Origin of the sequence: Catelliglobosispora koreensis DSM 44566 (assembly GCF_000379685.1) — a bacterium.
Classification (GTDB): domain Bacteria; phylum Actinomycetota; class Actinomycetes; order Mycobacteriales; family Micromonosporaceae; genus Catelliglobosispora; species Catelliglobosispora koreensis.
In genome coordinates, this window is the sequence record NZ_KB903292.1 from 80,195 (window position 1) to 94,269 (window position 14,075).

At 64.1% G+C, this 14,075-nt stretch carries 12 protein-coding genes; 4 read left to right on the forward strand and 8 right to left on the reverse strand.

From position 1 onward, the window contains the following. The first annotated feature begins 80 nt into the window (after positions 1-80). Complete coding sequence (locus tag A3E1_RS0134475) at positions 81-830, forward strand: TetR/AcrR family transcriptional regulator C-terminal domain-containing protein (protein WP_157631931.1); 750 nt, start codon at positions 81-83, stop codon at positions 828-830. Here the strand turns inward: A3E1_RS0134475 and pdxR are convergent. After that, the gene (pdxR, locus tag A3E1_RS0134480; RefSeq protein ID WP_020525390.1) at positions 780-2,138 is read right to left on the reverse strand and encodes a MocR-like pyridoxine biosynthesis transcription factor PdxR; all 1,359 of its coding nucleotides are present in this window, start codon (positions 2,136-2,138) and stop codon (positions 780-782) included. The genes A3E1_RS0134475 and pdxR overlap by 51 nt on opposite strands. Before the next feature lie 47 nt (positions 2,139-2,185). Here pdxR and A3E1_RS0134485 point away from each other — a divergent pair, with 47 nt between their 5' ends. Continuing rightward, on the forward strand, positions 2,186-2,638 hold the full coding sequence (locus A3E1_RS0134485) for a carboxymuconolactone decarboxylase family protein (RefSeq protein ID WP_020525391.1): 453 nt from the start codon (positions 2,186-2,188) through the stop codon (positions 2,636-2,638). Here A3E1_RS0134485 and A3E1_RS0134490 read toward each other — a convergent pair. Beyond that, complete coding sequence (locus tag A3E1_RS0134490) at positions 2,577-3,524, reverse strand: TetR/AcrR family transcriptional regulator C-terminal domain-containing protein (protein ID WP_020525392.1); 948 nt, start codon at positions 3,522-3,524, stop codon at positions 2,577-2,579. The genes A3E1_RS0134485 and A3E1_RS0134490 overlap by 62 nt on opposite strands. A 136-nt stretch (positions 3,525-3,660) precedes the next feature. Here A3E1_RS0134490 and A3E1_RS0134495 point away from each other — a divergent pair, with 136 nt between their 5' ends. Further along, complete coding sequence (locus A3E1_RS0134495) at positions 3,661-4,863, forward strand: FAD-dependent monooxygenase (RefSeq protein ID WP_020525393.1); 1,203 nt, start codon at positions 3,661-3,663, stop codon at positions 4,861-4,863. Here A3E1_RS0134495 and A3E1_RS0134500 read toward each other — a convergent pair. The 5 genes from A3E1_RS0134500 to A3E1_RS0134520 all read right to left on the reverse strand — a co-directional run bounded on the left by A3E1_RS0134500 (position 4,835) and on the right by A3E1_RS0134520 (position 12,338). Beyond that, entirely contained in the window at positions 4,835-6,052 is a 1,218-nt protein-coding gene (locus tag A3E1_RS0134500) for an FAD-binding oxidoreductase (protein ID WP_020525394.1), read from the reverse strand. The two genes, A3E1_RS0134495 and A3E1_RS0134500, sit on opposite strands and share 29 nt — an antisense overlap. Positions 6,053-6,076: 24 nt before the next feature. After that, positions 6,077-6,973, reverse strand: a complete 897-nt coding sequence (locus A3E1_RS43670) for a winged helix DNA-binding domain-containing protein (RefSeq protein WP_051105240.1) — start codon at positions 6,971-6,973, stop codon at positions 6,077-6,079. A 10-nt stretch (positions 6,974-6,983) separates the two neighbouring features. Then, positions 6,984-7,547: a DUF4190 domain-containing protein gene (locus A3E1_RS48135; RefSeq protein WP_083929763.1), complete on the reverse strand. Its 564-nt coding sequence runs from the start codon at positions 7,545-7,547 to the stop codon at positions 6,984-6,986. A 105-nt stretch (positions 7,548-7,652) separates the two neighbouring features. Beyond that, positions 7,653-8,240: a DUF4190 domain-containing protein gene (locus A3E1_RS0134515; RefSeq protein ID WP_020525397.1), complete on the reverse strand. Its 588-nt coding sequence runs from the start codon at positions 8,238-8,240 to the stop codon at positions 7,653-7,655. A 51-nt stretch (positions 8,241-8,291) separates the two neighbouring features. Then, the gene (locus tag A3E1_RS0134520; protein WP_020525398.1) at positions 8,292-12,338 is read right to left on the reverse strand and encodes a S8 family serine peptidase; all 4,047 of its coding nucleotides are present in this window, start codon (positions 12,336-12,338) and stop codon (positions 8,292-8,294) included. A gap of 90 nt (positions 12,339-12,428) precedes the next feature. Here A3E1_RS0134520 and A3E1_RS0134525 point away from each other — a divergent pair, with 90 nt between their 5' ends. Beyond that, a complete protein-coding gene (locus tag A3E1_RS0134525; protein ID WP_040392848.1) occupies positions 12,429-13,376 on the forward strand; it encodes a helix-turn-helix domain-containing protein in 948 nt (315 codons plus the stop codon). Here A3E1_RS0134525 and A3E1_RS0134530 read toward each other — a convergent pair. Further along, complete coding sequence (locus A3E1_RS0134530) at positions 13,369-14,070, reverse strand: PspA/IM30 family protein (protein ID WP_020525400.1); 702 nt, start codon at positions 14,068-14,070, stop codon at positions 13,369-13,371. The two genes, A3E1_RS0134525 and A3E1_RS0134530, sit on opposite strands and share 8 nt — an antisense overlap. Positions 14,071-14,075 lie beyond the last annotated feature (5 nt).

Below are 14,075 nucleotides of genomic sequence, written 5' to 3' on the forward strand. Positions count from 1 at the left end.
CCCCCAAAAGAACAGTGTTCGTTGTTGACGAACACTGTTCTACATTCGGAACTACGTTCGCGTCAAGTACGATGTTCGGCATGCAACCGCAGATCCCCGCTCCGCCGTGGCGCCCGGAACGCCGCAAGAGCACGAAACCCCAGCTCAGTCAGGACGTGATCGTCGACACGGCGCTCAAGATTCTCGATGCTGAGGGAATGGCGGCCGTCACTATGCGAAGGGTGGCCGAGGAGCTGAACACCGGCCCGGCCTCGCTTTACGCGCACGTGAGCAATAAAGAGGAGCTACTCGATCTCATCTACGAGAAGGTGGCGGCGGAGATCCCGGTTCCGGAGCCCGACCCCGAGCGGTGGGTCGAGCAGTTGCGCCAGTTGTGCCTCGACTCGTTTCACGTGCTGTCCGCGCACAACGACATCGCGTTGGTGGCGATGGCCAACCTGCCGACCGGCCCCAACACGCTGAAGCTTGGCGACGCGATGTTCGGCATCATTCTCGCGGGCGGGATTCCGCCGCGGGAGGCAGCCTGGGCGATCGACCGCATCTCGCTTTATCTAACCGCGGATGCGTATGAGGGTTCGCTGTACACGCTGAAGCAAAAGGCTAGCGGCCTGGGCATGCAGGAGTGGCAGTCGGAGTACTTTGGCCGACTGCACAGTTACTACGCATCGCTGCCGCCGCAACTGTTTCCGGCCCTGACGGCCAACTTGGACGCCATGATGTCTGGTGACGGCGAGGAGCGCTTCGAGTTTGGGCTCGACATGATGATCCGGGGGCTGCTGTCATACGCCCCGCAGCACAAGGGAAAGGGTGTTAAGCGCGCCCGGCCATAACCGCTCGGGTGGCGTGCCGTAGCCGGCCACGATGCCGGCGCTGCGCGGCGTGCCGTGCCAATGCGGACCAAGACCCGCTAAACGCAAGCCACGTTTGGCCGCCGCCGCGATGACGTCAGCCTCGCTCACGTTGTCTGGCAAGGCGATGAGAGCATGCAGGCCCGCCGAAATTCCCTGCACTCTGTGTGAGGCGAGCCGTTCGGCCAGCAGATCTCGGCGCTTGCGGTAATGCTGACGGCACGCGCGCACGTGACGGTCGAACGCGTGCGTGGCTATCAAGTCGGCCAGGGCGAGCTGTCCTAAGACTTCACTGTGGCCGTCGGAGAGCCGCTTGGCTGCCTTTACTGGTTCGACGAGCGCCGGCGGCAGAATCATCCACGCGAGCCTGAGCGCCGGGGCGAGTGTCTTCGCCGCCGTTCCAAGGTAGACAGTGTGATCGGGTGCCGCGCCCTGCAAAGCCCCGACCGGCTGCCGGTCATAGCGGAACTCGCCGTCGTAGTCGTCCTCGATGATCAGTCCGCCGGTGGAGCGGGCCCACTCGGCGAGCATGCGCCGGCGTTGCGGGTGCAGGGTCACGCCCATCGGGTACTGGTGAGCCGGTGTGACGACGACAGCCTTAGCTTTGGCTGGCGGCGCAGTCGCGCCAAGGGAATCGACAGAAAGCGGCAGGACGGGACGTCCAGTGAAGGCTACGACGTCACGGTGGAAGGAAAGGCCCGGATCCTCCATCGCGATGGGACCGTCAACGACCCGGGCGAGCAGGCTCAGCGCCTGAACATAGCCCGTCGTGATGACGATGCGGTCCGGTGACGCGAGCACACCCCTGCTGCGGCCCAGATATTCGGTCAGTGCGAGGCGCAGCTCTAACGCTCCCGCCTCGGGACCATAGCCGTAGGTGTGCGCGGGTGCGACCGCCAGCGCCCGGCGCATCGACCTCAGCCAGGCGGCCGTGGGAAACGTTGTCACGTCAGGGGTTCCCGCCCCGAGGTCGTAGAGGAACGTATCGTCCACTGGCGACGAAGGCTCTGCGAGCGGACCGGCTGACGGCAACTCGGCCACCACCGTTCCGGAACCGGTTCGGGCGGCGAGGAAGCCTTCGGCGGTCAGCTGTTCGTAGGCGGCGCTGACCGTGTTGCGGGCGAGCCCGAGTTCCCTGGCCAGATCGCGGGTGGACGGCAGCCTGGTGCCGGGGGACAAGCGCCCGTCCCGGATGGCTTCCCGTAGCGCCGTCTCCAAGCCCGCTCTGCGGCCGCCCACGGCCAGCTCCAAGTGGAGGTCGACGCCAGAATTGGCCCAATCAAACTGCATAAGAATGGACCTTAGCGCAGAGCCATTTCACGCCTAACGTTGATGACATGACAGACATGCGCCTCGCGGTAGACAAACTGGCCCCACACATCAACAAGGCGATGAACGCCCTCGATACAGCTTCCCGTAAGACCACCATCGAGCCAGCTCTGCTGGAGCTGGTGCGCCTGCGGGCTTCGCAGCTCAATGGCTGCGCCTACTGCGTCGACATGCACAGCACCGACGCACGCAAGGGCGGCGAGACCGAGCAGCGGCTCTACGCGGTCGCGGTGTGGCAGGAGACCCCTTTCTTCAGCGCTCGTGAGCGGGCCGCGCTCGCGCTGACCGAGGCCGCCACACGCCTGACCCACGGCCCGGTGTCCGATGAGGTGTTCGGCGCGGCGGCCAAGGAGTTCAACGAGACCGAGCTGGCCGAACTGATTTGGACCATCACCGTCATCAACGCCTGGAACCGGCTCGGCGCGACCGCCCGCCCTTGGGCGCTGGAGGCGACGCGATAAGAACGGCGATGCCGTCAAGCAACCGCGCGAGGCCGAACTCGAACAGGGAATCCAGATCCAGGTCGAGTTCGGTCTCTAGCATCAGTTTCACCACCGTCGAGTAGCGCGATGAAGCCGCGAGCGTGCTCAAAATGGCTTCCTGCCCCTGCATCCACTCGTCATTGGTCAACCCGGTGTCCTGCTCCGCCTCGGCTTCTGCCTCCAGGCTCGTGGCGATGCCGCGCACATAGCTGAAAAGCATGACGTGGATATGAATCATCGCCTCGTGCCCCAAACCCAGCCCCTCCACTGATTTGAGCACCCAGTCGGTGTGGGATAACGCATTGGGGGCCAGCTGTGGCCGGGTCAGTGACATGACCGGGGCGAGCCAGCGGTGCCGTTTAAACATCGCCCAGGTGTGCCGGGCCGCCGCGTCGAGCTGAAGCCGCCACCCCTCGGGCCGTTTGGGCATCGGAATTTCGCCGAACACCGTGTCAATCATGTGCAGCAGCAAGTCGTCTTTTCCGCGCACGTAACGGTAGAGCCCCATGGTTGCGACGCCTAGCTCCAGGGCGATGCGGCGCATGGAAAGAGCCGAAAGCCCTTCAGCGTCCGCGATATCCAGTGCCATCGCGACGATGCGTTCACGGGACAATCCGCCATGGTCGCGTTTGGAGGGACGGCCTACCTTGGAAAGGCCTGAAACAACCGTGCCCACGCCCGGAACGACGGTGACCGCGCCCTCCTGCTGGAGCAAAGCGAGCACCTTCGTCGCGGTGGCGATGGCGACGCCCCACTTAGCCGTGATTTGCCGTGCCGACGGGACGCGATCGCCGGGGGACAACTCGCCAGAGGAGATGAGGGCACGAATATCGTCTGCGATCTGCTGATATGGCGGCTTGGCCATCGTGCTTCTCCCTGCCCGGTACTAGTACACCGGTGGTGGTGTACTGCCCGTTTGTGATTGGTGTACTAGTACTCCGTTGAGCTGTTTTGTTGACCCGCTTACGGTGTACAGCGTACACAACTGATGGGAGACAGCAATGCGCAACAGGACCGTTCTTATCTCGGGTGCCAGCATCGCCGGGCCAGTGCTGGCTTATTGGCTGCACCGGTACGGCTTCCAGCCGACCGTCGTCGAAATCGCCCCATCGCTGCGGCCAGGAGGGCACGCCGTCGACATCCGGGGCGCGTCGCGCCAAGTCGTCGCCGAGATGGGCCTCACCGAGCGCATCAAGGCCAAGAGCGTGCCGGAGAAAGGATTCGCTCTCGTTGACCGCAAAGGCAACATGAAGGCACGCGTCGCCGCGGAAGCCTTTGGTGGCGAGGGCATCGTGGCCGAGATCGAAATCATGCGCGGTGACCTGAGCGAAATCCTTTACGACGCTTCGCTTGACGGCACCGAGTATTTCTTCGGCGACCGCATCACGGCTCTCGACGAAGGTGCCGATGGCGTCAAGGTGACCTTCGCCAGTGGTCTCGTCCGCTCCTTCGATCTCGTCATCGGCGCCGACGGCGTCCACTCCGGAGTGCGCGCGCTCGCTTTCGGGCCGGAAGAACGGTTCGTCACCTTCCTCGGGGGCTATACCGCCTACTTCACTGTTGCTGACCCGGGTGACCTAAACAACTGGTTCCTGATGTACAACGAGCCGGGCGGCCTGTGCGCGGGCATCCGTCCCGAGCGCGGTGGCACCGCCAAAGCGTCGCTGTCGTTCACTTCGCCGCCGCTTTCCTATGACCGCAAAGACCTTCAGGCGCAGAAAGACCTTTTGTCGCAACGATTCGCAGGTGCGAGCTGGCGTGTGCCGGATCTGCTCGCCGAAATGCGGCAGGCGCCCGACTTCTACTTTGACAGTCTGTGCCAGGTGCGCGTGGATCGCTGGTCACGCGGCCGGATCGCGTTGATGGGCGATGCCGCGCACTGCGCCTCGCCGCTTAGCGGACTGGGCACGGCTGCTTCGCTCCTTGGGGCTTATGTGCTTGCCGGTGAGCTGGCGGCCACGCCGGATGACCACGAGCGCGCTTTCTCGGCGTACCAGATGGAAATGAAGGGTTTTGTGGAGCAGGCCATGGAATTGCCGCCCGGAGGTGTCAACGGCATGGCGCCGAACTCGAAGATGATGATCGCCCTACGCAACTTGTCTATGCGAATGATTACCAAATGGCCGATGCGCCAGCTCATGGCCAAGCAGGCCGCGAAAGCTGACGCGATAAGCCTTAAGCACTACGGCGGCGCTTCGCGATGACTCGCTTGGCGTCTCCCGCGCCAAAGCCGGCGTTGAGATGGAAGAAGTTGTCCGGGTCGTAGAAGGACTTCACGGCCCGCAGGCGCTTGAGGTTCGCTGTGGTGTAAGCGCGTTCGGTCTTTTTGGGATCGCCGGTGAAGTTGAGGAATCCCGCGCCTGCGGCGTCCGGGCTCAGCTCATCGGCGATCGTCGCGGACGGGTTGTCCAGGATGACGGAGAACGGCATGTCGCGGTGGCCAACGGGACCCGCGTCTGGGCCAGGGTTGGCCAAAGCGCCGCCCCAGTGCCGGATCTCAACGGTGGAGCCGTTTTCCTCGTGGTTGGCCACGGCCGCGCCGAGCACGTCGTCGGTGAGTTTGGCGAAGTAGTCGAAGTAGCGGGCCGCTGTGCCGCCCATGCTCGCCTCGGCGTATCCCATTTCGCGCACATCGGTCGTGGCGGGCTCGGTCCACAGTGGAACGTGGTGGCCGATGGACAAGGTCTTCACGATGACGAGGTTGTCGCGCACCACCGCGGCACTGCTCACCTCGTCGGGCAGGTTCAGCGCCCAATCCCGGTAAGCGGCAAGGTTTTCGAAGAGGTCACCGGTCAGCGTTGACGTTCCGGCATACACCTTCGCCACGGGGTATAGCTTGAATTCAAGCCCGGTAACGATGCCGAAGTTTCCGCCGCCACCGCGCAACGCCCAAAACAGATCGGGATACTGGTCGGCGCTCGTGGTCAGCAAACGTCCTTCCGCGGTAACGATTCTGGCCTTCGTGACACTGTCGGCGGCGAAGCCAAACTTGCGGGCGAGCCAGCCCATTCCACCCCCGAGGGTGTACCCGGTGACGCCGACCGTTGGCGAAGAACCCGACAGAGGCGCCAAGCCAAGCGGGGCAGCCGCTTTCAGCACCTGACCCCATGTCGCGCCGGGGCCTACCTTGGCGATGCGGCGGTCTGGGTCAATCAGAACAGCCGCCATCTCGTTGGTCCGAAGGAGCACGGCACCGTCGGTGGACTGGTGTGTCCCGTGTCCGGTCGCCTGCACCGCGAGGGGCAGGTTCTGTGAACGGGCCGTCAGGATGGCGCCGCGCACGTCTTCGGTGCGCTCAGCTTTGACAATCATCGCCGGGTGCGGGTCGAGGTCGGCACGCAGCGGCTTACGGAGGAGGTCATATTCGGCGTCGCCGGGCAGGTAAGTCGTCATGCCTATAAGACGGAGCCGACTCGCCTAACTTATCGCTTCGAGCGAAGAAATTTCTTTGCCCAGGTCAGGGAGCTTCTTGCCGAAGCTCGTAACGACGATCTTCTTTCCCTCCCGGCTCCACGTGCCCTCAACCCGGCCGTTGACCAAGATGATCGGCTGGAGGAAACCGCCACCGCGCTGAAGGTGCTTAGCGTGAGCCGGGTCGAGGGTGAACGAGCGATCTTTGTAGCCGAGCAGCCAAGGGTCCCAATGTCCCAGCATCTTCGTGGGCAGGTCGGCTTTTGCTGAGGACGGCTGTTCCAGCCCGGCGAGTGCCTTGCGAGCGTCGGTGAGCGACAGGCCAGACCAGGCCGCGAAGTCCTCTGGCTCAGCCGGCCCGTAGCCCGCCAGATAACGCCGCCCGAGTTCCGTGAGCGGATCGTCCACAGGGGAACCCTTGACGGTCAGCCGCTCATAGCCGGTGGCGGTGCGATGGATCAGGCCACTTAGCGCCGCTGTCGCGACCAGATATGCCTCGGCCTGTCCCGCCGCCACGGCAATGCCCCGTTTGCGGACCGCCGCGACCAGCTCCTCGCGCGTCCCCGGCGCGCTGTCGGCCACGATGGGCAGCGCCTCCTTGAGCAGCTCATCGGTCAGCCCGAGCTGATGCCTGCGGCCGCGCTGCCGCGCGATGAAGCGCGGACCCAAGAGGTCAAGCAGCCAGCGGACATCCTGTTTAGCCACGACATGCAGCGTGCCGCGCATCAGCCATGTCTTGATAAGGCCACTCTCATCGACCGAAGTCGCCCGTGGCCTCAGCGCGTATTTCGCGACCCACTCATCCTGCGCCTGCAACCCGACCAGGCGCCGCACGACCTCTAACGACGTGCCAACCGGTGCTATCAGTCCCTGACTCGCCATCCGCGCCGCTGCGACATCCACCCGCCCGACGTTACTTCAACACCGACTGCGTCAGCCCGCCGCTGTCGACGTGTTCGGCAAGACAGAAGCCGAAATCCACTCCGGGCTCTGGCGCCACGACAGTCTGAACAACGAGAGGATCACGCTGAAACTGGTCGGCTACATCCAGTTTGAACAACTGGGCGCACCGCTCATAGGCCTTGTCGCGGATTTCGTCCTCCGACTGCTCGTGCCCGGTGAGCTTGAACAGCGCGAAAACTTCGGCATCATGCGGCTCATCGCAATCGACCGGCTGCGACATCGAGATGTCGCCACCGCTGACATCGGTCAGGCAGACGCCCTTATCGAGCGCCACCTCAGGCTGGAAGTCGCGGATCGCCTCCACAACAAAACTGCCGAAAGCCGCACACATGCCGAGCCACACCATTCCAAGCATGATTCCGGCGATCGCGATTCCCTTGCCGTGATCGTTGCGCTTCTTGATCTGCCGCAAGGCAACCAAGCCCAAAATGATGGCGAGCGGGAACACGGCCACGATGCCCAGCACCAGCGCCGCGATGGCAAGGCCGTTTGTCCGCTGCCCGCCGCGGCTGATTGGCCCACGATTGCGAAGCGGGCGGCTGGTAGTCGGGGTTTAGCTGGGTCATGACGCGGGAGACTACGCGATGGTGGGCCCGCTCCGCAGACCCCCCATCGGACGCTACTTCAGCACCGACCCAGTCAACTTGCCGCCCGGCCGCTCCACAACGCACAAAACGCGCTTACTATTGCGGTTACCGAGATCGAAGTTCACAGCCAAGGTGGGCTCGCTCTGGCTTTCGCTCTTGGCATCTAGCTTGAAAAGCTGTTGACAGCGTTCAAAGGCTTGGGATTGCTGTTGTATCTCGCTGCCGTCTTTTTCCAGGTTGACCAGGCCAAAGACCTCAACATCGTGTGATTCGCCGCAAGGGACTTTTTCAGCATTGGCGAAGTCCTTGTTTCCCGCCCAATTGAAGCACTCCCCGGCCCGGACGGATTCGTAGCCGAAGCCGGGGGCAGAGCCGTTTGCCAAGTCCGTCATTTTGCTGGCGAAAGCACAGTATCCAACGACCCAGGCAACACTCAGGACAATTCCCGCGATCGCCAGCTTCTTGCCCTTCTCCCCAGACCGCTTGATCTGACCTAGGGCGATGTATCCGAAGATGGCAGAAAGTCCCACGCCCCCAACGAGTCCCAGCACGAGGGAAACAACGGCGAACGCATTTGTCCGTCGTTCCGGGTTCTGGCCGTCAGGCATCACGTAGGTCATGACGCGGGAGACTACGCGATAGGGGGCCTGCTGTGCAGGCCCCCTATCGTCCTAGATGGCGATGCGGTGGACGCCGCCGAGAGCTGTGCCCGCGAACAGGAACTTGCCATCGGGGCTGACCGCCAGGGTTTGCACGTCAAGGTTCGACAACCCGGACGAGATGTTGCGCCACGTCAGGCCACCGTCGTCGGAACGCAGCACGCCGCGGCCGCCCTTGATAAACCCGTTGGGCCAGTGGCTTGCCGTCGAGGCGTAGAACACGCCGTTGGCCTTGACGACATCGGTGACCAAAGTGGACAGTGTGCCGGTGTCACCTTGCCGCCAGGTGCGGCCACCGTTGGTGCTCATGATGACGCTTCGCCCGGCGGCGATGAGCCGCTCGCCGTCGAAGTAGATGGTCGCGAAAGCACCGTCGAAAACCTTCGTAAGCGTGACGCCGCCGTCATCGGAGCGGTATAGCCCACTGGAATTGCTGAGCCACAACCTGTTGGCGTTGGCGAGGTCGCCAGCCACGGCTTCGAACGGCATGCCGTGATAGAGGTTCTTCCACGTCGTACCACCGTCGGTGGTGGCGTAAAGGCCTGCCCCACCCAAGCGGGCGAAGCTGACGTAGACCTTGTTGGGATCAGCGGGGTGCACCGACAGGGCCGTCGGAACCTCCGTGCTGTTGCCCTTCTCCTCCCACGTCTGACCGCCGTCGCCGCTGCGCTGCACCGAGAACGAGCCAAAGGCGCTCTTCACGACCCGCCAAACCACGTTCTGGTCGTGCGGTGAGGTGACCACAAACCGTGGTGTGACACCGATCCAGCCCTCGTCACCGGAGTTGCCCCAATCCGGGGAAGCGGCCGGTGCCTGTGTCTTGTACAAGCCCACGTCGGTTCCCGCCATGAGCGTGTTGCCCGAGAAGGCAAGGTCGTAGACGGTCTGGCCCTGCACACCGATGCGCTGGGTTCCGTTGTATAGCCCGGAAGTCAGCGAGTGCGTCACCGTGCCGTCAGCCCAGCGGTCATAGTCCAGCTGTGCCGCGTCTGGAACGGCGACGGCCATATCAGCCCACGTGCGGCCGTTGTCGTGGCTGACGATTCCCTTGCGCAGTGAAGTCGCGAGGAAAATGTCATTGCCCGACATCGACAATTGCGTGCCCCAGAAGCTAGGCATGCTGTAAAGCGTTGACCACGTCTGGCCCTTGTCATAGGAGCCAACGATGCCAACCCTTGGCACCCAAGCCGCGATGACGGTCTCGTTAGCCACAATGCTGTACAGGTAGTTGGCGCTGTAAATCTGCCGCGTCTCGCCGGTGATACCTTCGCGGACCCAGATGCCCCGGCTCGTGTTGAGGTAGAGGTTGCCGTTAGCGATAGCCGCGTGTGTCACGTAGTCGCCCGTGCCGTTGCTTTGCTGCGCCCAGGTCTCGCCAGCGTCGGTGCTGATGAACAAGTCGTTGTCCGTGACCGCGACCAGGGTTTGCCGCGTGGCGTCGGCGACCATCGTGACCAGATAGCCACTGATTTCCGCCAGCACCTTCCAATCGCCGCCCTTATTAGTGGTACGCAAGAGCTTCGTCTTGCCATCGCCCACGTCAGTGGCGCCGTACCACCAGGTGCCGTCCTTCTGGTCGTCGACGATCACGACGGGAGGACGGGCGGGAGCGAAGACCGGGACGCGGTTGAGCTCGGTCCACGACGTTCCCTTGTTCGTGGTGAGCCAGACCCCCGCCTTGTGACCGTCCTGGGTCATGATGCCCTGCTGCGGGTTGCTGGGCGACAGGCTCAGTTGCCCACCCATGTTGTACGGGCCGGCCGGCTCCCAGCGCTTCTTACGATCCTTTTCGGGCAGCACCTCGAAACTGCTGGTGCCGTTGAGAACCTGGCCCGTCGTGGCACGGGCGGTAACGGCGACCCGGTAGGTGCCCTCGTGCTTGCCTTCGACGTTCGCTGAGTACCACGAAGGGTTCACTTGGGTCGCCGTGACTGTCTTCTTTGGACCCTGCGGCGGCTCAACCGAGATGACCGGCGGGGCCGACAGTTCGGCCGGGCTGTAGATGTAAACCGTGGACGGTCCGTCTGCCGGGTCGGGTGACGTTTGCACCATCAGCGGTTTGACGACCAGAAGGTACGGAACGTGCACGGCCGGCCCATTGTCTGGTGTGGCCGTGACCGTACCGGAGAGTTCAGCGTTGCCATCGGGACGTGCCGCTTTCACGGTCACTTCGACGCTCGCGGACGCGCCGGGTCCTATGACGACAGACGACGGGCTGACCGTCGCGTTGTCATCCCCCGTCACCTTTACGGTCCGTGCGGTGGACGAAGTGTTCTGCAACGTCACGGTTTTGGTTCCGCCCACGGTGTTCTTCGACAGGTCGGCGAGCCCGAGCGACAGCGAGGGCGGGTCGGCCAGGACGACAGCCTTAGCCGCGGCCACGAGGTCGATGCGGCCCGCGCCATGGTCGGTCGCTGCCGTGCCGGACAGTTGCTTCGACGTCCCCATGAGGGCCGCCTTGACCTGAGCCGGAGTTTGCTGCGGGTTCAGCTGACGCAACAACGCCGCCGCGCCGGCCACATGTGGAGCCGCCATCGACGTGCCCGACATCCGGTATTCGCCTGGTGCGTAAAGCGCTTTTGGCACCGCGGAGCGAATGTCCACGCCCGGAGCGACGAGGTCCGGCTTGAGGCCGAATGAGCGATCCGGTCCACGTGAGGAGAATGAAGCGATCTCATCGGTGCGGTCATCGCCACTGAGCTTGATGTCAACCCGGCCAGCCGCGAGCAGCCTGGTGAGTTCCTGGTACTGCGTGTTGTCCATGCCCATGACGACAAGGCGGTCCATGCGGAACGTGTCGCCGGAGGCAAGGATGCGGTTAGACGCCGCCACCTGGGCCACGCCTGGCTGAACCGACCAGGGGCCCATGCCATAGTCCTGGCCGCCGATGATGGCCAGGGCACCCCGGTTCTCCGCCTCGCGGGCGAGATCCAGCTCGGACTGGAAGACATCTTGCGGCACAGAGCCGATGAAGGTGTTGACCCGGACTATCTTCCCGGTGACGTCACCTGCGCTGGCCCACTCTTCGGGCGTACCCCAGCCAACATCCACCAGTTGGGCGGTCACCGCAGCCGTCGGCGGATTCGCCGATAGTGCCCCGCGATAGGTCTGCAGCAAGCCCGGGTTCGGGCCCGCGAGGTGAGCGACCGGAAGACGCAGACCGCTCGTGGACGCGCCAACCGCGATGACTCCCTCGGCTACAGCCGGGCTGCCGACGGTGCCCTCGCCGGGACCGCTGTTGCCGGCCGAGGCGACCACGACGACGCCGGAACGGGAAGCGGCCGCTGCCGCCTGTGCCACGGGATCGTTGCCATCTCCACTGTTGCCCAGGCTCAGGTTGATGACGTCGGCCCGGTTGGGGTTCGCCGGGTCAGCGGCGGCGTCGATGCCCGCGACGACATCGGAGGTGAGTCCCTCACCCCACTCGTTCATTACCTTGTACGCCAACAGGTTCGCCTCTGGAGCCACACCCGTGATGCCACCGCTCGCGGCAGCCTTCCCGGCGACGATGCCTGCGACGTGGGTACCGTGCCCGTTGTCATCCATCGGATCGGGGTCACCGTTGACGAAGTCATATCCGCCAATGACTTTGAACCCCGCGCCCAGGCCACCGCCCAGGTCGGGGTGCGAGTAGTCCACACCTGTGTCGATGACGGCAATGGTCATGCCTTCGCCCTTAGCGCCACCCCCGGCCGGGTCCCAAAGACTCGGCGCGCCAATGTGACCCACGCTGGTTTCGGTCTGGGCACGCACCGGGAGGTCGGGATAGACCCCAGCCACCCCCGCAAGCGCGGCGAGCTTGGCGACGTCGGACGCGGGAACCGTCATCGCGACGGCGTTGACGAGCTTGCTGGCCAGCTTGCGCTTCTTGCTCGCGCGCACGTTCGCTTTGGTGGCCTTGTCGAGGAAGGCATCGCCCTGCTCTCCCGCAAGCATCACGATGACTTTGCGGTCCGGCCCGGACGGTGCGGCGGTCGCCTGCGCTGACGCGCTGAGCAAGCTCGCCACCACGACCGCGGCGACGGCAGCCGCCAGTGACTTCGGGGGTGTGCGTTTCATGGTTATGGTCCTAGTGGCATGCGCTTTCCTGCGGCAATGGATCGCGCTGGCCCATTGCTGCCGGTGGCACAAGTGGGCCAAGATCTCCGGGTGACCCCTGAACTCACCGCAGCCGGTGTTGAACCCTTCGACGAAGCCGTCTACCGGGCTGTTCTCGCGCGCCACACGGCGTCGCCAGCCGAGTTGGTGGACGAACTCGGTCATTCCGCCGAGCGGATCGCCCGTTCGCTTGCCCGGCTCCGTGAGCACGGCCTCGTGGGCCGCATGGCCGGGACGAAACGGCGCTACGCGGCGGTCGATCCGGAGACCGCGGTCGAGGCCTTGCTGCGAACGCGGGCCGCTGAACTCGACCGGGTACGCCGGGCGACCGCCGACTTGGCAGCCATGTTCGCCGCGGCACAAGTGTCGGGCACGGAAGAAGTCGAAATCACCACGGGTGCCGAAGCCTTGGGACGCTGGTTTGTCCGGCTGCAGCAAGAAGCGCGCGAGGAGGTCATCACGCTCGACCGTCCGCCTTATGCCCTAACGACTTCCAATCCGGTGGAGGCGACAGCGCTGAGCCGGGGCGTGACTTATCGCGCTGTCTACGCACCCGAGGCACTGGAGTGGCCGGGAGTGCTCGGTGACATTCAGGAACTCGTGCGGCACGGGGAAGAGGCACGCGTGCTTCCGGGCCTGCGCATCAAGCTGGCGATCGCCGACCGGCGGATGGCCCTCATGCCGCTTTCCCTTGACCTGACCGATGTGCGGGCAGCCGTCATCCGGCCGTCCACGTTGCTCGATGCGCTCATCGACTATTGGGAGCTGTGCTGGAGCAACGCGTTGCCGCTCAACGCCCCGGCAGACGACCCGCTTAGCGTGGAGGACCGGGATCTGCTGACCCTGCTCGTGTCTGGCCTGAAGGATGAGGCGATCGCCCGGCAGCTCGGCTGGTCGGTGCGCACGATGCGCCGTCGCATCAGCAAACTGCACGAGGAACTGGGCGCAGCCAACCGCTTTCAAGCCGGTGTCATCGCCTCGCGGCGTGGCCTTATTTGAGCGCTGCCAAACGCTTTTCGACTTCGTCGTCACGGGCGGCCTTGACGAGGCTTTCGAACCGGGCGTCGATCGATTCGGCGGATAGCTCTTCCTTGCCCTTGACCCTGGCTTCGGCTCTTCTGACCATTTCCTCGTACCGGCCGAGCTCGCTCGTCGGGTCCATCGTGTTGATGGCACCGGTCATGTCCTGCACGCGTTCGCGCGCCTCGGTGATCTTCTGCCGGTTGGCCAGTTCGTTGCGCTTGGACTTCAGCTCATCGAGCTTGCTGTGCATCTGGGTGAGCCCGGCCTTGAGTTGCTCGACCACGTCGGTCTGTTCCTTGATGGCGGGCGCGAAATTCGACACGTCGCTTTCGTAGCCGATCTGCTTGGATAGCGCGATCCGCGCGAGGTCGTCAAACTTCTCCGCTTCAGCGGTGTTGCCTTGCTTCTTGAGCTCCTCAGCCTTGCCGCTCGCGGCGCGGGCCTTGGTTTCCCAGTCAGACATGGCTTTCTGCGCATCTTTGGAGTCCTGCTCAAGCAGCCGCAGGTTCCCAATCGTGGTCGCGACGGCGGTCTCGGCTTCTTTGATGCTGCTCGTGTAGTCGCGCACCATCTGGTCGAGCATGACCTTCGGGTCTTCGACGGAGTCGAGCATCGCGTTGATGTTCGCCCGCGCCATTTGCGTTATCCGGCCAAGAATTGTCTGCGGCATCTTTT